At 45.4% G+C, this 22,121-nt stretch carries 17 protein-coding genes and 1 pseudogene; 12 read left to right on the forward strand and 6 right to left on the reverse strand.

Annotated features, from left to right (window positions below; genetic code table 11):
- Window positions 1-652: 652 nt before the first annotated feature.
- A complete protein-coding gene (locus tag Q4Q46_RS15095; RefSeq protein ID WP_012196890.1) occupies window positions 653-1,546 on the reverse strand; it encodes a LysR family transcriptional regulator in 894 nt (297 codons plus the stop codon).
- Window positions 1,547-1,680: 134 nt separating this feature from the next.
- Between Q4Q46_RS15095 and Q4Q46_RS15100 the strand changes: the two genes are divergently transcribed.
- Window positions 1,681-2,286 carry a short chain dehydrogenase gene (locus Q4Q46_RS15100; RefSeq protein WP_012196891.1) on the forward strand — a complete coding sequence of 202 codons (606 nt, stop codon included), beginning with the start codon at window positions 1,681-1,683 and terminating at the stop codon, window positions 2,284-2,286.
- A 1,711-nt stretch (window positions 2,287-3,997) separates the two neighbouring features.
- On the opposite strand, the gene Q4Q46_RS15105 is transcribed toward Q4Q46_RS15100, so the two are convergent.
- Both Q4Q46_RS15105 and Q4Q46_RS15110 read right to left on the reverse strand, forming a co-directional pair.
- Entirely contained in the window at window positions 3,998-5,575 is a 1,578-nt protein-coding gene (locus Q4Q46_RS15105) for an ABC transporter ATP-binding protein (protein ID WP_311906376.1), read from the reverse strand.
- On the reverse strand, window positions 5,572-7,170 hold the full coding sequence (locus Q4Q46_RS15110) for an ATP-binding cassette domain-containing protein (RefSeq protein WP_311906377.1): 1,599 nt from the start codon (window positions 7,168-7,170) through the stop codon (window positions 5,572-5,574). The genes Q4Q46_RS15105 and Q4Q46_RS15110 overlap by 4 nt, the downstream gene beginning before the upstream one ends.
- Window positions 7,171-7,490: 320 nt before the next feature.
- On the opposite strand from Q4Q46_RS15110, the gene Q4Q46_RS15115 reads away from it, so the two are divergent.
- The 9 genes and pseudogenes from Q4Q46_RS15115 to Q4Q46_RS15155 all read left to right on the forward strand — a co-directional run bounded on the left by Q4Q46_RS15115 (window position 7,491) and on the right by Q4Q46_RS15155 (window position 18,450).
- Window positions 7,491-9,608, forward strand: coding sequence for a TonB-dependent receptor (locus tag Q4Q46_RS15115; RefSeq protein ID WP_012197537.1), 2,118 nt, complete (start codon window positions 7,491-7,493; stop codon window positions 9,606-9,608).
- A 92-nt stretch (window positions 9,609-9,700) separates the two neighbouring features.
- The gene (locus Q4Q46_RS15120) at window positions 9,701-10,411 is read left to right on the forward strand and encodes a TetR/AcrR family transcriptional regulator (RefSeq protein WP_063883357.1); all 711 of its coding nucleotides are present in this window, start codon (window positions 9,701-9,703) and stop codon (window positions 10,409-10,411) included.
- Window positions 10,412-10,483: 72 nt separating this feature from the next.
- Window positions 10,484-11,425, forward strand: coding sequence for an ABC transporter permease (locus tag Q4Q46_RS15125; RefSeq protein WP_063883358.1), 942 nt, complete (start codon window positions 10,484-10,486; stop codon window positions 11,423-11,425).
- Window positions 11,422-12,372 (forward strand): iron chelate uptake ABC transporter family permease subunit, encoded by a 951-nt coding sequence (locus tag Q4Q46_RS15130; RefSeq protein WP_012089962.1) that lies wholly within the window; start codon window positions 11,422-11,424, stop codon window positions 12,370-12,372. Before Q4Q46_RS15125 ends, Q4Q46_RS15130 begins: the two co-directional genes overlap by 4 nt.
- Window positions 12,369-13,151: an iron ABC transporter ATP-binding protein gene (locus Q4Q46_RS15135; RefSeq protein WP_012089961.1), complete on the forward strand. Its 783-nt coding sequence runs from the start codon at window positions 12,369-12,371 to the stop codon at window positions 13,149-13,151. Before Q4Q46_RS15130 ends, Q4Q46_RS15135 begins: the two co-directional genes overlap by 4 nt.
- Entirely contained in the window at window positions 13,148-14,167 is a 1,020-nt protein-coding gene (locus Q4Q46_RS15140) for a siderophore ABC transporter substrate-binding protein (RefSeq protein ID WP_012089960.1), read from the forward strand. Before Q4Q46_RS15135 ends, Q4Q46_RS15140 begins: the two co-directional genes overlap by 4 nt.
- A gap of 464 nt (window positions 14,168-14,631) precedes the next feature.
- The gene (locus tag Q4Q46_RS15145; protein WP_311906378.1) at window positions 14,632-14,922 is read left to right on the forward strand and encodes a DUF2946 domain-containing protein; all 291 of its coding nucleotides are present in this window, start codon (window positions 14,632-14,634) and stop codon (window positions 14,920-14,922) included.
- Between the two features lie 85 nt (window positions 14,923-15,007).
- Complete coding sequence (locus Q4Q46_RS15150) at window positions 15,008-17,155, forward strand: TonB-dependent siderophore receptor (protein ID WP_311906379.1); 2,148 nt, start codon at window positions 15,008-15,010, stop codon at window positions 17,153-17,155.
- Window positions 17,145-18,450, forward strand: a pseudogene (locus Q4Q46_RS15155) (acetyltransferase domain-containing protein). Before Q4Q46_RS15150 ends, Q4Q46_RS15155 begins: the two are co-directional and overlap by 11 nt.
- A 139-nt stretch (window positions 18,451-18,589) precedes the next feature.
- Here the strand turns inward: Q4Q46_RS15155 and dpsA are convergent.
- Window positions 18,590-19,057 carry a DNA starvation/stationary phase protection protein DpsA gene (gene dpsA / locus Q4Q46_RS15160; protein ID WP_006086968.1) on the reverse strand — a complete coding sequence of 156 codons (468 nt, stop codon included), beginning with the start codon at window positions 19,055-19,057 and terminating at the stop codon, window positions 18,590-18,592.
- 253 nt (window positions 19,058-19,310) lie between these two features.
- On the opposite strand from dpsA, the gene Q4Q46_RS15165 reads away from it, so the two are divergent.
- Both Q4Q46_RS15165 and rimI read left to right on the forward strand, forming a co-directional pair.
- Window positions 19,311-19,676, forward strand: coding sequence for a hypothetical protein (locus tag Q4Q46_RS15165; RefSeq protein WP_311906380.1), 366 nt, complete (start codon window positions 19,311-19,313; stop codon window positions 19,674-19,676).
- A 48-nt stretch (window positions 19,677-19,724) separates the two neighbouring features.
- The gene (rimI, locus tag Q4Q46_RS15170; protein ID WP_371824896.1) at window positions 19,725-20,273 is read left to right on the forward strand and encodes a ribosomal protein S18-alanine N-acetyltransferase; all 549 of its coding nucleotides are present in this window, start codon (window positions 19,725-19,727) and stop codon (window positions 20,271-20,273) included.
- Window positions 20,274-20,452: 179 nt separating this feature from the next.
- Here rimI and lipA read toward each other — a convergent pair whose 3' ends face one another.
- Window positions 20,453-21,418 carry a lipoyl synthase gene (lipA, locus tag Q4Q46_RS15175; RefSeq protein WP_028761485.1) on the reverse strand — a complete coding sequence of 322 codons (966 nt, stop codon included), beginning with the start codon at window positions 21,416-21,418 and terminating at the stop codon, window positions 20,453-20,455.
- Window positions 21,415-22,068 (reverse strand): lipoyl(octanoyl) transferase LipB, encoded by a 654-nt coding sequence (gene lipB / locus Q4Q46_RS15180; protein WP_063883405.1) that lies wholly within the window; start codon window positions 22,066-22,068, stop codon window positions 21,415-21,417. Before lipB ends, lipA begins: the two co-directional genes overlap by 4 nt.
- Window positions 22,069-22,121 lie beyond the last annotated feature (53 nt).

Genomic DNA, 22,121 nt, shown 5'->3' on the forward strand with positions numbered 1-22,121 from the left:
TTAATGCCGGTGATCTATGTCGCCGGTACCTAAGGGTGTTGTTCCGTCTGGTCCTATGATCCTGCTGTGTTTACCTGCCGATGTGTCCGCTAATCTCACGCTGGCTAAATAGTCTTTGTGAGGCAGGGAGATTTAGTTAGGCGGATAAGTGTTGATACCTAGCATCAATGTGCATGTTTACGTTTTGTCAGCTGCTTTACCTGCAGGTGCGTTAGTCGTTCAAGCATTTGCTGATGATTGTGGGTGCAGCTGGCATTGATAGGGCTTTGTGCGACGATGGCGAGTGAGAATAGCGCACGTTTTCTTAGCCTTAGTTGTTACTGGTATGTTATTTGGGGATAGGGGGGGTGCACCATTAGGGTTCAACCGTGCTTCGATGCGGCCTAGATAATCCCTAGATCTCCTCAAAAAGTTGGGAGCACTCAAACCCATGTAGCAGTAGGGCTACAGGCGAGTCATTGCATCAACCCTACAGGAGGATGCAATGACGTGTTTTTGTTTTTTTGATGTTAATTATTTCCGCTCGAATAGGTCAGGGGAATTGCGAGATTTTGAGCTGTCTAGTGTGAGCTCTAAGCGCTCAATCGTTCAATCTACACAATACCTCGGGATATAAGCGTGTTAGTTGTCCATCATTAGAAGATAGTGCAACCTATGTGAGATATTTTTCCTTTAACAGAGAAACAATCCATTTCTGTAGCGGATCATTGCTATACCTGGGATGCCATGCAGCGATAACATCAAATGGCTCAGGTGACTCGCTCATTACTATTTGTGTCACGTTTAATCCTTCTACCGCTCTAGAAGGCAAGAAAGCAATAGAATCCGTTGTTTCAAGGTAAAGTGGAACTACGGAAAAACAAGGTGCAGATACAACGACATTACGCTCTAAACCAAACTGCTTGAACCAATCATCTATTGATCCTTTAAAATTAGGTCTGGATGGTGAAGCAATAATCGTCGGATAGCTTGCTATCTCTTTTAATGAGGGATTTACTTTAGAAATCGTTGAATGATTTGATGTTATGCATATATGGTGTTCTTCAAACAACTTAATTACTGGGTAAGGTTTAGGTATATAGTCAGGAAATGCTATCGCTAGGTTCACTTTCCCGCTTTCCATTAAGTCATTTAACCTATCTAATTCAAAATCTCTAACAATGATTTTTAAGTTCGGCGATTTAAGTCTCAATGTCGCAATTAACTGTGGTAGAACGATTTGTTGTGCATAGTCTGTTGCTGTTATGACATAGGTTCCTAAAACCGTTGTTGGATCAAATACTTTGGGAGACAGAAGCTCCTGAAATCCTCTAAGCAGTTTGTCGATTTCTCGCGATAATTCTTCTGCTAAAGGCGTTGGTACAAAACCATTAGTTTTTCGAAGAAACAATCGATCTTCAAATACGTCCCTTAATTTCTTAAGTTGCTCACTAACGGCTTGTTGGGTAAGCCCTAGCTGACTAGCTGCCTTCGATGCGCTTTGCTCACGAATTAACGCCTGAAAAACTCTGAGCTGTTTAATATCCAACCTATCAAGCTTGTTCATTCGAGTCCCCTTCTTGCTGAACAACTCATTACCAATTTTTATTGTATCACTTACAAAGAAACGTTGTTTCTAATTGTTTTTATCTCGCACTAACATAGCCCTTGCCGAAACAAATCAGCAAGACGGAGAGAGTCATGAAAACAGTAATTCTAATTGGCGCTTTAGGTAAGATGGGACAAGCTGCTTTATCTGGTTTAGGTAACCATAAAGTTATTACCGCAGGACGCTCTGGTGATGTAGATCATATCGTTGACATTACAGATGAAAACTCTATCAGAGCCTTATACGAGAAAGTAGGTCACTTTGACGCTGTAGTAAACACGGTTGGTTTTTGTGAATATGCCACTTTTGCCGATATGACAGAGTCACAATGGATGGCAACGGTTATGAGCAAAATGATGGGACAAATAAGCCTTGTTCGTATTGGGCAAGATTATATCGCAGATAATGGTTCATTCACTCTAATTAGCGGCATTTTAAATGTTAAACCAATCCCTTATGCAATTGCGGATGCAACAACAAGTGGTGCAATCGATACCTTTGTTAAGTGTGTCGCACACGAAATGCCAAGAGGGACGCGAATCAACGTCGTAAATCCTACTGTACTTGAGGAAGCATGGGAGGTTTATGGTGAAATGATGCCTGGCTTCGAGCCAGTGCCAGGTAAACTAGTAGGTAAGGCGTTTGAAAGGTCAGTTGATGGTTTTATCAATGGTGAAGTCTTGTTCGTTGATGCTTAGCTGATACTTAACTTCTCGTTAAGAAGCACGCCTTTCAACGGCGTGTTTTTTACGTTAATAGAGTACTTACGTTAGCAAGCTTTGGTCGGATAAGCGGCACTTGTTACCTAGTGCCGCTCTCCAAGAACCGTACGTGCAACTTTCACAGCATACGGCTCAAGCCTCCACTAAGGCGTATTACGTTTGCCAGCTGTTTTACCTGCAGATGTATTAGTCGTTTAGGCATTTGCTAATGTCTGTGGGTGCAGCCTGCATTGATAGGGCAGATATTGACGTGCTGTGCGACGATGACAAGTGAGAATTCTACACGTTTTCTTAGTTGCAGTTATTGCTGATATGTTATGTGGTGATAGGGGTATTACACCATTAGGGTTCAACAGTTCTTCGGTGCGGCCTAGATAATCCCTAGATCCCCTCAAAAAGTTGGGAGCACTCAAACCTATGCAGCAGTAGGGCTACAGGCGAGTCGTTGCATCAACCCTAGAGGAGGATGCAACGGCTCGCTTTTGTTGCTTTTGTGTTAACGCTTCAAGGGCGTAAAGGGGAGGGCAAAAGGTGAGTTTTTTGGTAGTTCTGGGTGAATTGATGGCGCACAAATGGATCCTTCTATTCGGCTCACTGTTTCGGTCGCGGCCTCATCCTGCTAAGGCGTTATCCGCTCCCCGTTTTTAGTCATCGAAAGCAGGCGAACTGGGATGATCTGCACACTGTTTCTGGGTGATTGAACGCGTTTTTAGGCTCATGCGGCCTTAATCTTAATTGTTATTGATATGTTTCTATTCAATGGGTGTTGTTCAGTGTGTTGCACCAATATGGTTCAACCGTTTTTCTATGCGGCCTAGATAATCCCTAGATAGCCTCAAAAAGTTGGGAGCACTCTAGCCCATGCTGCAGTAGGGCCACAGACGAGTCATTGCATCAACCCTAAGGAAGGATGCAACGGCGTGTATTTGTTGCTTTGGTGTTAATTGTTGGCGATAGGGTGAAGAGGGTAAAAGCCAAGGTTTTAGACGGTTTTAGGTGAATAGCTGCTGTCTAGGCCTATGCTTACTTTAGCCGAATACCACTTTACCTATATTAGTCATCCTGCATAGATAGAAAGGGAGAGATGATCATGTGCAATTATGAGGAATTTAGACTTTCTGATGGGCGGATTTTGCGTCTCGCCGATGCTCACGGTTTGATTGAAGGCGAACGCGACACCTTATGGTGATGAGAATCACTCTCAACTCGATGTAGATGCGAACCATTATCATCACGGGTCCTTCTGGCGCGGTTGATTGCGGGGGCAGCGACACGCAGTGCTTCACTACATATGAGGATTTTAGAGAGCTTGGTTGTTGTTTTATTAACGGGCTTTTAGGGGGCGTTCATAATTTTGAACGCTATCTATAGCATTGATTTTATTTGCTTATTATTCTAATTTTTTCAGTAGTTCAAAAAATAGGTGTGCTCGGATATACCAACTTCAACAGATCGATTTTGTGATCCTTTGATCTTTGTTGAATGAGGCCGATATCAGAGTGAGATATGCGATGAACTCTTGGTTAGTTCTATTACGATGCTCATGATATTTTGTACTTTCAGCTAGTGCAGTACCGAAATGACTTTCGTCATCTCGGCTGTAATACATTCTTCATTAGAAGCTTGGGTAAAGAAAAATAATAGGCTGTACATCTTTAATTCAGAATTTCTAATGCACAAGCAATTCTTACTTTAAGGCAAGCGATTGAGCAAATTCTATAATGTGAGTTGGCTGCCAAACTGATTGGTTTCGGTGCGAAACGACAACCAGTGTGCAGCTTTGTTCGCAAATAGCTTTGGCAACGCGCTTTTCCGTCTCCTCATCCAATGCCGAGGTGGCCTCATCCATTATCAGAATCGATGCATTTTTGATAAGCGCGCGTGCTAAGGCAAGCCTTTGGCGTTCCCCTCCCGATAACCCCGCACCTTGTAAGCCGACTTCTTGGTATATGCCCAGTTCTGATCTGTCTAATACTTCATCCAGTGCCACTTGGCGTGCCGCTTTATCTACGGCTTGATCGTCGGCATCAGGGTTACCAATGCGAATATTACTGGCAATGGTGCCTGTAAAGATGAGTGGATCCTGCGGCACATAGGCGAAAAAGCGGGCAAGTTCAGCAGCAGGGATTGACGTGAGTGGTACCTTGCCCAAATTGATCAGGCCTAGGGTGGGATCATCAAAGCGCATTAATAGCTTAAGTAGGGTTGTTTTTCCAGAACCGCTAGGGCCACAAATCAGTACGCGTTCACCTGGTTCGATAATGGCATTGATATTTTGCACCGCAGGGGGAAATGTTACGTTATTCAGTTCGATTGTATGATTGTGCGGTGTCTTTTGTTGCGCTTGGCTTGGCTCTTTGAGCGTTGGCGCATTAGTCGCTTGTCGATAGTGTTTAATAGCCGCTAACTGATCATTAATGCCTATTGCCGCCACGGCGAGAGTCTCAAGTGGCGCTGATGCGCGCATGGTCAACATCAAGACAGCGAGCAGCATTGTCGTATTGTTTACGCCTGATAACACGAGATAGAGAGCCATGCCGGCAATAGGTAAAAAGCTGGCGATAGCCGACAGTAATGTTGCTATAGCGGCGGCGCGATTAGTTCGACCCAGTGCGATTTCTTGCGCCTGCCAGTTTTGCTCTAAACGCTCGGTCGCACGATTGTATCCCGCTGCTGTACGGAGTAATTCTACGTGATCTATAAGTTCAAGAGTGGATTGATTCGTTGCCAGTTCAGCGTTGTTTCGGTCCATATCTGCGCGGGCAAGGGCCCGTTGCGCCATACTCTGAATCACAAATGATATGAGCAACAAGCTAGCCAACATCATTACCAGTGGTATGCCACCGATCAATCCGATGCCGAAAGTAATGCAGAGCGGAATAAGCGGTGCATGAATAAAGACCTGAAATTGATGTGCCGGAATACTCATAAAGCCAGGAATACTCCGAGAGACGGTTTCTATGAGTAGTGTCCTGACACTGGCTGTAAACCAAGAGAGCTTAGCTTGTTGCATAGTCGCGCCTAGGGCACTGTAGAGCGCATTAGCTAGCCTTGCGCCAGCCCAAAAACCAGAACGCGAAGCCAGTATTGTGGTGAGTATGGTTATCGCGGCAATGAATAGCACTATTTGTGGTGATTGCTGCTCAATAATGGCTAAAGCCAGTTGAATGTAGCATGCCGCTTCCAATATGGCCGCCACAGCCCAACCGCAGGCAACAGGTATTAAGTGTTTTATGGCGGCGTAATCTTGGGGACGATTTATCATTGGCCTTCTCCTTCCCTGTGATGCTTTAGTGCGAGCTTGTCATCCGCCAGCTCAGAAAGCGTTAAGTCATGGGTAATCATCACGATCGTTTTGTGGTTTGTTTTTGCGTGATGGCTTAGCGCTTTGAACACGTTAAATGCCGTTTCGCTGTCTAGGGCCGATGTGGGTTCATCAAGCAATATCACGCGAGCGGGAGTAAGAAACACACGGGCAAGATTAACCCGTTGTATTTCGCCACCAGACAAGGTGCTTGCATGAGTAGTTAAGGATTTATCCAATTGTGTGCAGTGTAATGCCACTAAGTAATCTTCATCCGTGGCATCAGGTGCGGTGAGCGCGAGATTGCCGGCGATGGAGGTTGCCAGTAGTCCCGCACTTTGCGGTAATAACATGATCGCGCGATTAATTGAGGCTTCATCCAACTTATTGAGTGCAATACCAGCGAGTCGAATATCTCCGGCATGTAGTGGCTCCATGCCAGCTAATAAGCGCAGTAATGTGGATTTGCCAACACCACTGATCCCTGTCACTGCCGTGATTCTGCCAGATCTAAATTGATAGTTAATGGGCACTGTTTTACTGCTTGTAGACAGTGAAGGCACGACATCGGTGAGAGTGAGCGGCATAGGTGTATTAAGCTCAATATTACCGCTACCAACAGGGACTCTCGACTGCTCAAGAAAATCTGTTAGTCGCTTAGCTGCAGCGCGGCCCGTGGCAAGATAATCAAGCCCATGCCCGAGCTTTAGGGCTGGCGTGACAATGGCCAGACTGAAGAACAAGGCTGCAGCAAGCTTTTCTGGGGGCCATTCATACCCGATGGCATAGACAATCGCAAAAGTGCAAACAGCCTGTAGTAGTGATGTGGCCACTGCGACTGAAGTGGATACCTTGCTTACCCGCTCAATGATCTCCTCAATAAAATGCTTAGTTGCCTTTTGGTAGTCGGCTATTGCGCCAGTTTGATCGCCATAAATTCTAAATACTGGTGCACCACGCGAGTAATCATCCACTGCAGCTGTGATATTTCCCATCACATTAACTCGTGCTTCACCCTGTTTTGCAGCAAGCCTTGGGACTACCACCAAATAGAAAAGCGCGGCGACGAGGCCTGGGATAAGGGCAAGTAATGATACTAGGCCCGTGCTTAAGATCAGCAAACCGATAGTAATGGCAGGGACAATGATAAAGGTCGCTAATTCTGAGGGTAAATGCGCGATCATATGATGCAATGACGCTATGTCATCGACCATTAATCGCTTTAACTTTTCGCCCTTATATTTTGCCAAAGTACTTGGTGGCAGCCTAACAAGATGCGCTGCAACATCACGCTTTAATCTTCCAGAAAATTGCGCCTCAGCATTGTGATTAATCCAAGAGGCGCTACCAGAAAGCAGTGCCGACAATATCCAAAATATGAGCGCACCCGCTAACCAAAATGAATGATACCCAGCAATAAGCTGTATTACGCACCAGAGTGCGCTTAGTGCCATCACGCCGGTACCAGCCGCTAGTAATGTTCCGATAGTGAGTGCGGGAATCGCCGGACGTAAGGCCAAAGCTAGTTTTGAATGGGGGCTGAAAAGTAACTGCATTTTAATGTTCACCTAAAAAAATCGAAGTGGATCAGGCCGGGCTTCTGTCTGGAATGCGTGCTTAGCACAAGCCAAATTAAGTAATGAAGTCTTGATATTGCGGAGTAAAAAATAGTCTGAGTGCCAGATTTTATGGGCAAATGAACATCCACGAGCCAAATTCCTTGTTTCATAAAAATTGAACCATCTTGAGATGGCGACCATATTAAGCGGTCATTTTTATTTATCAACATGGTGTTGATAAATGTTTTGAACGGCGATAATATAATTGATAACTATTCTCATTGGCAACAAATCTTTCGTATAAGGAGTTATTAAACATGCCCCGATTTGGTAAGTTTTACCCACAATCAAAGTGGGTTATCGGTTCTCTTGCGCTGGGGCTTAGCGCTATTTCAGGCTCAACTATTGCTGACAGTGGAACTGCTCCAGATAAGCAATCCAAGCAACAAGATGCAGCGGGAAATATTGAAGTCATCACAGTTTACGGCCAGAAAATCGAGCGAACGTTGAAAGAAACTGCGAGTTCAGTGACGGTCATCACTGAAGAACAGTTGAGGAAAAATGCGGACCAATCAACGATTTCAGAAATTCTCGGCGGTACACCAAATTTAATTTATGCCGGAAATACCGATGCGCCCATTATCCGCGGCACGGATACCAAAGGGCCTGTAGCAGCGGGTAATGCCTATTTATCTAAGCCTGTACCCGGAGCAACTATCAGTGTTGATGGTAAATATCTGAGCCCCGCAGAACTGGATTTAGGCGCCGCAGGCGTGTGGGATGTGTCGTCTATTGAAGTCTATCGTGGTCCGCAAACGACCAGTCAAGGAGCCAACAGTATTGCTGGCGCCGTAGTCATTCATACCCATAACCCCACTTATACGCCAGAATTTGCAGCGCAAGCACTTTATGGCAGTCGGAATAAGAAGCGCTTTTCGGTCATGGCGTCCGGTGCGCTAAGCAATGACTTTGCCGCAAGAATTAGCGCAGATTACAGCGCTAGAGATACCTTTGTTGATTACGTTAATCCAGAATTTACTGCCCATGATTTGGATTTTGAGTTTAAAAACCAAAATCTACGGGCGAAGTTGCTATGGGAACCAGAAAAATACAGTAACTTTTCCGCCATGCTGACTTATTCCTCCACTGAGGCTAAACGTCCCAGAAATGAGGTGGTATCAGAACCCTATGATGACTTAGAAAATCGTTCAATTTTTCAGGACAATCAAGAAGTCAGTAATCATGTCGGGATTTTTGATCTTGAATATGTGTTCGACAATGGTATGAAGTTGCATAACCAACTGCAGTACTCAGAAGGGCAGTTTGATTATCGATTTGCAGCACCTTATCAAGGGATCGCAAAACGAGATAATGAAAACTTTTCGAATGATATAAGGCTGAACTTTGGTGACAAGAGTTCAGAGTTTAGTGGGGTTGCCGGTGTCTTCTACTGGGACGATAAAACGAATAACAAGTTGAACAACGTATTTGGTAATGCCGACGCCGATCTGAGGCATACCAGTTTTGCCCCCTACGGTGAAGTGATATGGCGCTTCTCACCTAAGTGGGCATTCACCAGCGCACTTCGTTATCAGTCTGATGAAATTAGCCACGATGGTATTGCCAGCTACATCCCAGGTGTGCGCCATCAATATGAAGAGACGTTTACGGCGTTATTACCTAAGGTTGCCCTGTCCTATGATCTGACTGATAACGTCCTAATCGGCGCTATGATCAGTGAAGGCAATATTCCTGGTGGTACAGGCATTAATTTCCGCGGTGGCGAATATTATACATTCGATGCCGAGTCAGCATGGAACTATGAACTTTTTACCCGTATCGATCTGCTTGAACAACGCTTGATCATAAATAGCAATCTCTTTTACACCCGCTTTAATGATTCACAACGTTCAGTTACTGACTACCTAGATGGACGACCCTTTGGTTCTGTCATTATTAATGCTGATGAAGCGCAAAGCTATGGGATTGAATTAGATTGGAACTTTAAAGTTGCCGATAGTTTTAGCTTATATGGTGGGCTGGGTTTACTTGAAACTGAGATAAGTGAATTTAATGACTACCGTGGCGAGGAGTTTGTCGGCAACGAGTTTAGTAAAGCGCCAGGATATATGTTCAATCTTGGGTTTGACTATGCGATCACAGACGCCTTTAAAGTGAGCGGTGATGTGCGTCATACGGATGGATACTTTTCAACGGATACCAATGAGCCTGAGTTAAGAGTGGGGTCTTACACAACGGTAAACCTGAATTCTTCCTATCAAATCAATCAATATTTTGAAGCCTTTGTTTATGCACGCAATTTACTGGATGAACGTGCTCCTGTGGCAAAAATGGCTGACAGAAGTACCGGAGGCGTGGATGCATATTTACTTGAACCACGAGAAATAGGCGTGGGCGTTAGGGCGAAGTTTTAGCGGCTAGCTTCTACCCGCTGTATTGGGTATTGCCATGCAGCGGGTAGCAAGAGCGGTTAGAATGGCATTTTTGCCTTGGAAACCTTATCGATATGACACAAGTACCGGATCAACCGACTCAAAAACGCCAGCGAGGCAGACCTAGCCGTATTTCCCGTGAGGCTATCGCCAGAGCTGCGTTGGAGATTGGGGTTGATCAAGCGACTATCCCAGCTATAGCGGCGCATTTAAAGGTCGATCATTCTTCCCTCTACCATCACGTAGCAGGTCGAAATGACGTTATCTCCATTGCCGCTGAGCTTGCAATTAATGAGCTGGACTGGCGAGCGCCAGCAGCCACCGATTGGCGGAGTGAATTGATCATATTGACCGATGCCATTTGGACACTCTATGAGCGTCATCCTGGCCTCGCTGAATCTATTCATCAGGCCAGTGTTACCCCGTCATCGGGTATACGTTCTTTTGCTGAGTCGGTCGAAAAGCTACAACAAAAAGGCTTTTCCCTCGATGAGGCAGTGCTTGCCGTTGATATCTTAGTTGACATGGTGGGGGAGTGTTTTTTGGGATGGTGGTCAACCACTAAACCAGAAGCCGATGGCCGAACGCGTAAAGAGCGAATTATCGCAATTTGGGAAGATGAAGCCACCAAGCTCCCTGATAAAGCTGAGCAGATAAATGCGATGGTAGACATCATGAAGGTTGGCGCCCGCAAATGGTGGGAGCGAAAACGTGACTTAGTGTTAGCGGGTATTGCCGTTACCCATGCTCAAAAGGCAGGGGGATCCGATAAGGTTCAAACATAGTGCATCGATATGAACATTTCATAGCGGCTGCAGATTAGTACAAGATTTATTGCGTATAGGAAGTATCAGCTTGTGAAGGTAGTTTATGCACTGACGTGCTTTTTTGTGCTTTGTTTCGCCTCACTGCTGCTAGGTGCAAAGTATGCCTCTGTGACGCAGATGCTGACGTTCTCGGATGATGTCTGGTTGGTGTTATCTGCAAGTCGTCTGCCGCGGCTCTTTGCCTTGATTTGCTCAGGCGCAGGGCTCGCTGTCTGTGGTGTGATTTTGCAGCAGATTGTGCAAAACAAGTTTGTTGAACCTGCTACTTGTGGCGGGCTTGATGCCGCCAAACTAGGCATATTAATTTCAATCATTCATGCTCCAAGTATGGGTGTCACCGCCAGAATGTTAGGCGCTTTGGTTTTTTGCCTGCTTGCGAGCTTAGCCTTTATTCTGATTATTCGTGGTATTCGGTATAAGAGTCCGGTGCTCATTCCAATTATTGGGATTATGTTTGGCAGTGTACTCAGTGCGATAGCGGAACTCTATGCCTATCAAAACAATATGATGCAGAGTATGCAGGGATGGATGCTGGGTGATTTTTCAAAAATAGTGCAAGGTAACTACGAAATCATCTATCTGATCCTTCCCATAGTCATGCTGACCTACCTTTATGCACAGCGCTTTACCATTGTAGGAATGGGCGAAGGCTTGGCTACCACACTAGGACTGAGTTATTTCAGTCTCGTTATCTTAGGGTTAGTACTGGTTTCCCTAACCATAGCCACCACAGTTATCACAGTCGGGAGTATTCCATTTATTGGTTTAATTATTCCTAACCTTGTCGCTATGCGTTACGGCGATAATTTAAAACGTACTTTGCCTATTATCGCCTTTGCTGGCGCAACGCTATTGATTATCTGTGACCTACTTGGTCGGCTTATTTTATATCCGTTTGAAATTCCTATAGGTCTAACGGCAAGCTGTTTAGGTGGGCTCATCTTTTTAGTTATCGTTTGGAAAATCAAATGAAAAACAGTGCATGGCATTTTTTGAGCTGGGGGCTGCTTGTAATATTAGCAGTCACATTTTTATTGATGGGCTCAGGTTTTGATTTTGACTATGTCATACCTAATCGATTGGTGCGTTTGGGTACAATTTGCCTTGGTGGTGTCTGTATTGCGTTTTCCTCGATACTGTTTCAGACCTTAGCTGGAAATCGCATTTTAACGCCATCTATCATGGGGTATGAAGGGGTTTACTTGATTTTGCAGGCACTGCTGATCCTTATCTTAGGGACGGGCAGCAGTATTTTGATCACCGCTAACAGTAATTTCTTTGTTTCAGTCGTAGTGATGTTGCTTTACTCAATGGCGATTCATCGTTGGCTATTTAGCGGAGATCGACATGATGTATTCTTCCTACTGCTTGTTGGCTTAGTACTTACTGTGGTGTTAGGCAGTTTTACTCAGTTAATCCAATATTCTATCAGTCCTGGTGAATTTTCAATTTTCCAGAGCTATAGCCTAGCGTCGTTCAACCGCGCTCAACCAGAGCAATTACTTATTTCTTTAGTGCTTGTCGGTGCCGTGTGTATTGTCGCTTGGAGATCGCGAGCTGTGCTCGATGTATTACTGATGGGACGAGAGCCGGCAATTTCTCTCGGTATTGATTATCAAAAAGTGGTCCGCCTGTTATTAGGCCTTATCGCGGTATTGGTCGCAATATCAACCAGCTTAGTAGGGCCTACGGCCTTTATGGGGATATTTGTCGCGAATATGGCCTATACACTGGCAAGGCATCCGTCGCACTCATTTACCTTGATAACAGGATGCGCCGTTGCTATCTCAGTTTTTCTTATCGCACAAATACTTGTTGAGCACCTGTTTAATTATCAAACCAGTGTTGGGCTGTTAATTAACTTATTTTGTGGTGCCTATTTCTTTGTATTAATTCTTAAACCTCGGAGCGCAGTGTGATTACCGTCAATAACTTACATCATTCTTATGGCGCGAAACCTGTGCTTAAAAATGTTACCACGCAATTTCCCGAACATCAGATTACATCACTCATTGGTCCCAACGGCGCTGGCAAAAGTACCTTATTGATGTCGATTGGTCGGTTACTGAATATCCAGCAGGGCGAGGTATTACTCAAAGGTACTGCTATCCACAACATTCCCCTGAAGGATTACGCCAAGCAAGTGGCAACCATGCGTCAGTTTAACAGCCTCAATTTACGCCTGACGGTCAGGGAGTTAGTGGCATTTGGTCGCTTTCCCTATAGTCGAGGCACACTCACAAAGGCAGATCATTGTGCCATTGATGAAGCTCTGTCGTTTTTAGACTTACAGTCATTAGCTAATGCATTTATCGATGAGCTTAGCGGCGGACAACGCCAAATGGCCTTTCTGGCAATGGCGATTGCACAGCAAACAGATTATTTATTGTTAGATGAACCACTCAATAATCTGGATATGAAACATGCCGTTAGCATAATGCGGGCGCTTCGCCATCTGTGTGACGACTTCAAGCGAACGGTAGTGTTAGTGGTTCACGATATCAATTTTGCGGCTAATTACTCCGACTATATTGTCGGCATGAAGCAAGGCGCTGTGCATTGCGAAGGACCCGTTGAAGAGGTTGTTACAGCACAAAGGTTAAAAGCACTGTACGAACTGGATCTTGAAGTGCTGAAAACGAGCCAAGGAACAGTTTGTAACTATTTCAACTTCAACTTACAAGGAGAATACAAGTGACGTCGAAATGTAAAAGCGGTACTAAAGTGATGGCGATTCTGTTATTTAGCTCGGCTTTTTTGCTGGCCTGCGACAATAAAAGCGAGCCAGTACAGCAGACGATTCTTGCAACGTCTGATACTAGCGAGTCAAATTTTACACCTGTTGAAATAACCCATAAGTTGGGCACTACAGTTATTACAAAACGGCCGGTACGCGTTGCAGCCCTCGATATGAATGAAGTCGATTATCTCGAACAGCTTGATATTCCCATTATCGGCATGCCAAAGGATTTTGTTCCTTACTACCTGCAGGACTATAGCAACAACAATGATATCGTTGATTTAGGCGCCATAGTTCAGCCCAATATGGAACGTATTTATGCACTTAAACCCGATTTGGTGCTGATGTCATCTATTCAAGCAACTCATTATCAGGCGCTTTCGAATTTGGCTCCGACCATTCATTTGGATATTGATTATCAAGACAGCAACAGCGATTACTTTGATATAGTCAAACAACACTTGTTGGTGCTGGGGAAAGTATTTGATAAGCAAACCTTGGCAAAACATAAAGTGGATGAACTGGAAAGTAAGATCGAAGCCGCCAGAATGGTTATTCAGGATAGGCCTGAGAAAGCACTCGTGGTGTTACATAATAATGGTGCTTTTCGATTCTTAGGTATTCGTTCTCGGTATGGGTTCATTTACAGTGGGCTAGGGGTTAAACCCGCTAGTTTATCAGAGCAGATGGGATTGCATGGCCAACCCGTGTCAAGCGAGTTCATTCTTGAAAACAATCCTGACATCATTTACGTGGTAGACAGAACCGCAGTAATGGAGCGAAGCCCTGTATTGGATAAACAGTCCATAGATAACCCTCTCTTGCGTGAGACGAATGCTTGGAAGACGGGGAACATCATTTTTGTAGATCCTGAGGCTTGGTATATCACAGGGGCCGGAATAACATCCCTTAACATCATTATTGATGATGTATTAAAGGGCTATGTAAAGGAGCCGCTGGCTGTAAGTCGTTGACTTACACCAGCTAATGATTCACTAGATAAATGCGTTATTTAGTCAAAATAGTGAATAAACTTGTTAGAAAAGTAAATTTTTAAATTAATTAAATCATAGGGTTATTTTATTTTTCACTCAGTGTCTTTTTCTAAGTAACACGATAAAGACTTGATATTCGATTGTTTACGTCTGGACTCCAAAACCGATGGTTGCGGGTTCGAGTCCTGCCACCCCTGCCAAATAAAACAACGGCTTGCATAGAAATATGCGAGCCGTTTTATTTTGTCTGCCATTTAGCCTCAATATATTCAGCGCCCTCTCTATTCATTCGCGGTTATCGCCATTTCTCACAAATACTGTTTCTCACAAAACTGTCGTATACCTCTTGTAACATTTAAGCCCTGCGGCTTAGGTAAATCGGTTTGCAACTTTAGTTGTGCTTAACATACAATCGCCTGCCAAATTATGTGAGGAAGTAGGGTTTGAATAGTGTGATGCAAACAAGACGCACCCTAGCGATATGGCTTACTGCCATGTTGGTGCTATTGTCTGTGGCCATTGCTGTTCACAGTATTTCCCATGCTAACGAAGACCCTAAGTCCCATTGTTCGCTGTGCTTACATCAGCACCAGTTGCAACATGCGATAACCAGTACGCCCTTTCATTTCCAACTCACTCAACAGAGTTATATCTCGGTTGAGTTCCACGCCATTTCCTTTAAACGACCTTTTAGTCGTTTCTTCAATAGTCGTGCTCCGCCCATAACAGCATAAGTTACTGTTTATTCAATTTATCTTAATTAACTTTGAGCGCCTTGGCTTAGCGAAGGCGTCGATGCTGTTTATTTTCGGAGTGAAAATGACCTCTTTTTATATTCCCAAGCGCGCTGCGCTTTTGCTGGGTGCCTTGGTTGCACTCAATCCTATTTCAATGCTGCTGGCTGCGGAGGATGCTCAATCTGGTGATCCTATCGCAGAGACTGACATTGAACGTTTAAGTATCCACTATCGCCAAGCTTACCGTGGCAATGTGTCAGCAACTGAACTTCCCCAAGCGATCAGTGTGTTAGATGAGCAATTGATCAAAGACGCGGGGCTGACGCGGTTTCAAGATGTGCTGGATTATTCCGCCAGTGTGGCGCGGCAAAACAATGGCGGCGGTTTATGGGATAGCTTTTCCCTGCGCGGTTTTCCGGGTAACGAGAACATGCCATCGGGCTATTTAATCAATGGCTTTAATGGCGGTCGAGGTTTTAGTGGCCATAGGGATTTATCGAATGTCGCCTATGTTGAGATCTTAAAAGGCCCTGGTTCGGCGCTTTATGGCCGCTCTGAGCCCGGTGGTACGGTCAATATAGTGACTAAGAAACCTCAGTATGAAACCAGTGGTTACTTAAAGGCGTCGGTAGGAAGTTTCGATCAATATCGATTAGAAGGAGATGTAACCTCAGGTTTAACCGACAACTTGGCATTTCGGATTAATGGCGCGTGGCAGGAATACGATAGTTTTCGTGATTATGTGTTCAGCGATAAAAAAATCGTCACGCCGTCAGTGCGTTGGCAGATTTCCGATAAAGCCTCGTTACTTTATGAAATGGAATACCTCAAGCAGGAACAGCTATTCGATCGCGGCATTATAGTGCTCAATAACGATATCAATACTGTGCCACGCTCGCGTTATTTAGGTGAGCCTAATGATGGCGCAACTGTGGTGAATGCTACTGGGCACCAGCTGACCTATGACTATGAATTAAATGATGATTGGTCATTAACCGCGGGCTACAACTATCGTGATTCTAGTTTAAAGGGCTATTCGTCCGATGCTGAGTTGGCCAAGGGGCGGCAATCGCTATTTGATGATGGCCGCACGCTAACCCGGCAGCACAGATATCGTGACTATGCCTCCGAGGATAATTCACTACGCCTAGAGTTAAGTGGCCATATGGATGCCGGTTTTATTCGCCACAATTTGCTGCTCGGCGCCGATGCTTATCACTACAGTTTAAAGACGGGGTTGTATCGCTATCGAGGCAAAAAAGGTGAATATGCCATCGATATTTATGCGCCTCAATACGGCGGGCCTCAGCCAGAGGTGAGTTTGCTGTATGAGAATAACGAAACTCAAAAGGCGTGGGGAACTTACCTGCAAGATCAAATGGATCTCACTGAAAAGTGGAAGCTGCATCTTGGGTTAAGGTTCGATAGTTATCAGCAGGATATCAGTGAAGTCGCGAAAGACACGCTATCAGAGCAAACCGATAGTAGGGTTAGCCCCAAGGTGGGTCTGGTGTATTTATGGTCCGATGCCCTAAGTTTCTATAGTTCTTATTCTGAAGGCTTTTTACCGCTTTCGGGAACCGACTTTGCGGGTAAACCCTTCGAAGCCGAAGAGAGCAAATCGGTTGAACTAGGAATAAAGTTTAATGGTACTTGGCTAAACGATCTTCCTATAAACGGTAGTTTAGCCGTGTTCGATGCGCAAAAGAGCAATATTTTGACCTCAGATCCTATCAATGTTGGTTTTTCTGCCACCTTAGGTAAAGCCAAAAGTAGCGGGGTTGAACTCGATTTAGTTGCCGAGCTGACGGAGGATTTGCAGGCCAAATTATCCTACGCCTATTTGAATACCCGCACAGCCAACGACAGCTTGAATCCCGACTGGGGCGTGCTTATCCCTGCAGGCAGTCCATTGGTGAATGTGCCCAAACATACCGCGAGTGTGATGCTGAAGCGGGATCTGAATGCGTTTTCTATCGATGGACATTTAGGCATGAGTTGGCGTTATGTGGATTCACGTCTGGGTGATTCTGCCGAGCCAAGTTTCCAGTTACCGTCGTATCAGTTGCTTGGAGTGTTTATGAATACTCACCTGAGCGACAACGTCATCCTTGGCGTCAATCTGGACAACTTATTGGATGAGCACTATATCGCCAGCAGTTATTCGGCACTTTGGGCGGTACCGGGTGAGCCACGTAGCATTAAAGTGAGTGTCAGCTATGAGTTCTAACATTAGCCGTTTTAATATCAGTTCTAATATCTGCTCGAATATAAACACAAGTCCTGAATTACCGTCAGGTTTTGCCGAGCAAGAATCGACTCCAGCTATCGTCCGAACTGGTATCAAGAGTCGTATCAATAGTATCGATATGATGCGCGGCCTAGTGATGCTTATCATGCTGCTCGACCATGTGCGGGAAAGGTTTTTCCTGCATATGCAGGTGAGCGATCCCATGGATTTGAGTTCGACCTCTTGGGGACTGTTTCTAAGCCGCTTTGCCGCGCATTTTTGTGCGCCAGTGTTTGTGTTTTTAACAGGGGTTTCTGCATGGCTTTATGCCAATCGCAGTCATGGACAGCCGCGTTCAGCGCGGGCGTTTTTGATTAAACGTGGCTTATTTTTAATCGCGCTCGAAATCTTAGTGATCAACATCTCTTGGATGGGTAACTACCATACGCTTTGGTTGCAGGTCATTTGGGTGATCGGCCTGAGCATGTTAACGCTGGCGGCGCTGATAAATCTGCCTAGATCTTGGATGGCTGTTTTAGGTTTCGCGATTGTCTTTGGTCATAATCTGTTGACGCCAATTCATTTTCAACCCAATGAGTGGGCTTATAGCCTGTGGACCATATTTCACGACCGCGGATATCTTGTCAGTGAAGGGGCGCTTAAGATCAAAGTGAGTTATCCTGCGCTGCCTTGGATGGGCGTGATTTTACTGGGTTATGTGGCTGGGCCTATTTTCAGTCAAAAACTGAATAGTAATCTGCTTGAAGCCTCGCAGCGCCAGCAAACACTGCTGAGGTTAGGGATAAGCTGTTGGGGACTTTTTGCTGTGCTACGCGGGTTTAACCTCTATGGCGAAACCTTGCCTTGGCAGGCGGGGGCACACCTGGGTGAAACCTTGATGTCGGTATTCAACTTAACCAAATACCCACCATCATTAAGCTTTTTACTGGTGACCTTAGGCGGCATGTTTTTCTGCTTGGTGGTGTTTGAGCGACACTTTTCATCAGCAGGAAAAGCGGGCGAGAGTGGTAGTGAGAGATTAGCGCGAGTCGGCCATGGGTTGTCTGTGTTTGGCTCAGTCCCTATGTTCTTCTATATCTTACATTTGTACGTTCTGTTACTGCTTTATCGCTTAGCGAAATTCATCTTTGGCGCAAACCATGGTGAGTACTTTGGCGTGAGCAACATGGGTTTGGTTTATCGCGGGCGTGTTAGTCATCGCGCTGTATTATCCCGTTAAGCGATTTAGCGAGTATAAAAAACACAGCACTCAGGCTTGGATTAAGTACCTCTAAATTTAAGTTCCTCTAATTTAAGTGCCTCTAAATCTAAGCACTTCTAAACTTGAGTGATATCGCTTTAAAGGAAAAGTCGCCAAGCGTAACCGCTTGGCGACTTTTTTGTTTTGGTTAGCGAAATAATACGGCTAGCGAATTATTCCGTTAATAAGCTGCGTAGCATCCAGGCATTTTTCTCATGCAGCTGGATACGTTGGGTAAGCAGATCCGCAGTCGCTTCGTCATTGGCTTGATTCACCAGTGGATACAGGGCTCTGGCATTACGGATCACTAACTCTTGATCGTTTAACAGTTCGCGGATCATGGTTTCGGCTTTGGTGACGCCCTGATCTTCTTTAATCTCGGTCAGCGCGGCATAGGCCGAATAGGACCCTAGCGCTCTGGCGCCTAGTGCACGCACCCGCTCTGCGATAAGGTCAACCGCAAGTGCAAGCTCGGTATACTGCTGTTCAAATAGCAAATGCAGGCTAGTGAACATGGGGCCGGTAACATTCCAGTGAAAGCTGTGGGTTTTCAGATACAGGCTGTAGCTGTCGGCCAAGAGTTGGTTGAGGCCAGCGGCGATTTCTTCTCTGTTGGCTTGATTGATACCTATGTTTATCATGGCGTTCTCCTGCTATTGTCTTACTGAGTGTGTTCAGTCTAATCTTCTGATATTAAATGTAAAATGAGTAAATTAGATTTTATACATCTATAAATCCGATTGAACATTCCTGCGTTAAACGCCGTAATGGTGCAGCCATTAATCGGCTTGATATCAGCTCCATTAACCGCGTGGCAGTAACAATGCCTAGGCAGAACTGCTATCCTAGCGGCATATTGTGAGTCGATACTTGAATTGAATAAAACTGACCCTAATGAATAAATCAGCCTATTTAACCGCCATGAATGTGACAACTTGGCGAGTGCGCGACACTAAGGTGAAACCTTATTTAGTGATTTGGGATGAAAACGGTGAGTTACCCGAGGCTGAACCGCTTATCGACGCTGTGCTAAAGCTTATCGACGTCAAACGCGAAGAATGTGATTTTGACTGTGAGCCCCATACGGGTAAACAGATTGTCTGGGATTTGCGACGCCATAAAGTGAGGCCACGCACCGCATGGTTAGTATCTGAACCCTTAGCCGATTTATTAGTAGGTTGGCAGGCGAAAAGCGCGCTCTGGCAGCAGATTTACCAATGGCGCGAGCAAGTGAGTGGCCAAGCTCCAAGCAAGTCTTGATCTTTACTCGTAAATATCATTAATAATCAATACTTTGGAATACCAGCGTTGAACATCCCACCAGTAGATAGTCTATTCACAACACCCTTCGCAGCACAATTGACAGCAGGTTTGCCTGTTGAGCTTGTGGCACTCACGCTTAAAGATGTTCCTCAAATGGCGCAGCTTGAATCTATGGCCCATAGCCACCCCATGAGTGAGGGCAATCTTGCTGATTGTTTCGGGCATTTATACCGAGTTCTAGGTTTAAAGCAGGCGAAACCTAACGCAGATTCAGTTTCGGATTCGGTCGATGGTCTTTTAGGCTTTGCGATAGTGCAGCAGATAGTCGATGAAGTGACTTTGTTGGATATTTGCCTATTACCAAGCCAGCAGGGCAAAGGTTACGGCAAATTATTACTTAAGGCTGTGGTAGTTTCGGCCAAGGCTTCGGGCGCCGTGGTGCTTATGCTAGAAGTGCGAGAATCCAATCTTGCCGCCCGTGCTTTATATCAAAAGGCTGGCTTTATTGAGTCGGGACGTCGCAAAGGTTACTACCCAATAGCAGGCGGTAAAGAAGACGCTATCTTGATGGATTTAGCGATAATCCAAGAATAAGCTGAGCATTAGCGTTCATGTTGTAAAACGATGGCTAGTTGAGTAGTGGTTATAAACAACAGCTATAAAACATTTCATAAAAAAAACAGCGCTTAAGCGCTGTTTTTTTATTTTAATCACCCTGAACTCTACATCACTTGAGCTCTACATCACTTGAGCTCTACATCTAAGCAAGAAGGTTATTTCACTTCTTTACCTTGGGCTTGCAGGTCCGCATGGTAGCTTGAGCGCACTAATGGGCCACAGGCTGCATGGGTAAAACCTAACTCATCGGCTAAGGCTTTAAGCTCGTCAAATTCTGCTGGTGGCACATAACGTTCAACCGGCAAGTGGAACTTAGACGGTTGTAGGTATTGGCCTAAGGTCAGCATTTCAACCTTGTGCTCACGCAGGTCACGTAGCACTTGGGCGATTTCTTCATTGGTTTCACCCAGTCCCATCATCAGGCCAGATTTAGTCGGCACATTTGGATGACGTTCTTTAAAGCGTTTGAGCAGATCGAGCGACCATTGGTAATTTGCACCCGGGCGCGCTTTACGATAATGCATTGGCGCTGTTTCTAAGTTGTGGTTGAACACATCAGGCGGCTCAGTCGATAAAATATCTAAGGCGGCATCGATACGACCACGGAAATCAGGCACTAAGGTTTCGATCTTGATATCTGGATTCAGTTTACGAATTTCGCGGATACAATCGGCAAAATGCTGGGCGCCACCATCACGTAAATCATCACGATCTACCGAGGTAATGACCACGTATTTCAGCTTCATATCGCGGATTGTTTGCGCTAATTTAACCGGCTCTTCGGCGTCAGGCTTAAGCGGACGACCATGGGCTACGTCGCAGAATGGGCAACGACGGGTACAAATCGCACCCAAAATCATAAAGGTCGCAGTGCCGTGGTTAAAGCATTCCGCGAGGTTAGGGCAAGAAGCCTCTTCACAGACCGAGTGCAGGCCATTTTTACGCAGCGCTTGCTTGATATCTAAAATGCGTTGATTCGATGCCGGCAGTTTAACCCGTAACCAATCGGGTTTACGCAACATAGTGTCGCGCTCTGAGGGGACGATTTTGACCGGAATACGAGACACTTTATCGGCATCTCTTAATTTGACTCCGGGTTGTAAACGTTCAGGCCTATTCATGACGCTGCTAATCCTTGATGATGAACTAGGTGTTGATAGCCCAGTAATTGGCTAAAAGTAATGGTGAGTTGCTCGCCCGCTTCAATCACGGTTTGTGGTCCGCCAAGCGCTTTGCATTGCACCATTTCAAGACCGGCATAACCACAAGGGTTGATGCGGCGAAATGGCGCCAGATCCATGTCGACATTGAGGGCTAATCCATGGAATGAACAGCCTTTACGAATGCGTAATCCTAGGGAGGCGATTTTGCGTTCATCCACATATACGCCCGGCGCATCGGCCTTGGCATAAGCGTTAATGCCATACTTGGCGAGCATATCGACAATGCTTTGCTCTATATGGGTGACGAGTTGACGTACGCCGACTTTACTACGTTTTATATCGAGAAGAGGATATACCACTAGTTGACCTGGGCCGTGGTAAGTGACTTGACCGCCGCGGTCCACTTGGATAACCGGAATATCGCCAGCATTTAAAATATGCTCGCTCTTGCCGGCTTGGCCTTGGGTAAACACGGGCGGATGCTCGACAATCCACAGTTCATCATGGCTTTCGCTGTCGCGCGTATCCGTGTAATGCTGCATCGCATGCCACACTGATTCGTAATCTTGTTTTCCAAGATGTCGAATGTGCAAAGTCGTGTCTTGCAAGGGCAACCTCTCCCCTTAGAATTGAGTGGCGCTATTATACGCCTCTTGACCAT

Origin of the sequence: Shewanella vaxholmensis (genome assembly GCF_031932135.1) — a bacterium.
GTDB classification, from domain to species: Bacteria; Pseudomonadota; Gammaproteobacteria; order Enterobacterales; family Shewanellaceae; genus Shewanella; species Shewanella hafniensis.

Excerpts from the sequence above, each read along its gene's own strand:
- Q4Q46_RS15095 (WP_012196890.1), bottom strand. The coding sequence starts at position 1,546 with ATGAACAAGCTTGATAGGTTGGATATTAAACAGCTCAGAGTTTTTCAG.
- Q4Q46_RS15115 (WP_012197537.1), top strand. The coding sequence starts at position 7,491 with ATGCCCCGATTTGGTAAGTTTTACCCACAATCAAAGTGGGTTATCGGT.
- Q4Q46_RS15100 (WP_012196891.1), top strand. The coding sequence starts at position 1,681 with ATGAAAACAGTAATTCTAATTGGCGCTTTAGGTAAGATGGGACAAGCT.
- lipA (WP_028761485.1), bottom strand. The coding sequence starts at position 21,418 with ATGAATAGGCCTGAACGTTTACAACCCGGAGTCAAATTAAGAGATGCC.
- dpsA (WP_006086968.1), bottom strand. The coding sequence starts at position 19,057 with ATGATAAACATAGGTATCAATCAAGCCAACAGAGAAGAAATCGCCGCT.
- Q4Q46_RS15110 (WP_311906377.1), bottom strand. The coding sequence starts at position 7,170 with ATGCAGTTACTTTTCAGCCCCCATTCAAAACTAGCTTTGGCCTTACGT.
- Q4Q46_RS15150 (WP_311906379.1), top strand. The coding sequence starts at position 15,008 with ATGACCTCTTTTTATATTCCCAAGCGCGCTGCGCTTTTGCTGGGTGCC.
- Q4Q46_RS15105 (WP_311906376.1), bottom strand. The coding sequence starts at position 5,575 with ATGATAAATCGTCCCCAAGATTACGCCGCCATAAAACACTTAATACCT.
- Q4Q46_RS15130 (WP_012089962.1), top strand. The coding sequence starts at position 11,422 with ATGAAAAACAGTGCATGGCATTTTTTGAGCTGGGGGCTGCTTGTAATA.
- Q4Q46_RS15120 (WP_063883357.1), top strand. The coding sequence starts at position 9,701 with ATGACACAAGTACCGGATCAACCGACTCAAAAACGCCAGCGAGGCAGA.
- Q4Q46_RS15165 (WP_311906380.1), top strand. The coding sequence starts at position 19,311 with ATGAATAAATCAGCCTATTTAACCGCCATGAATGTGACAACTTGGCGA.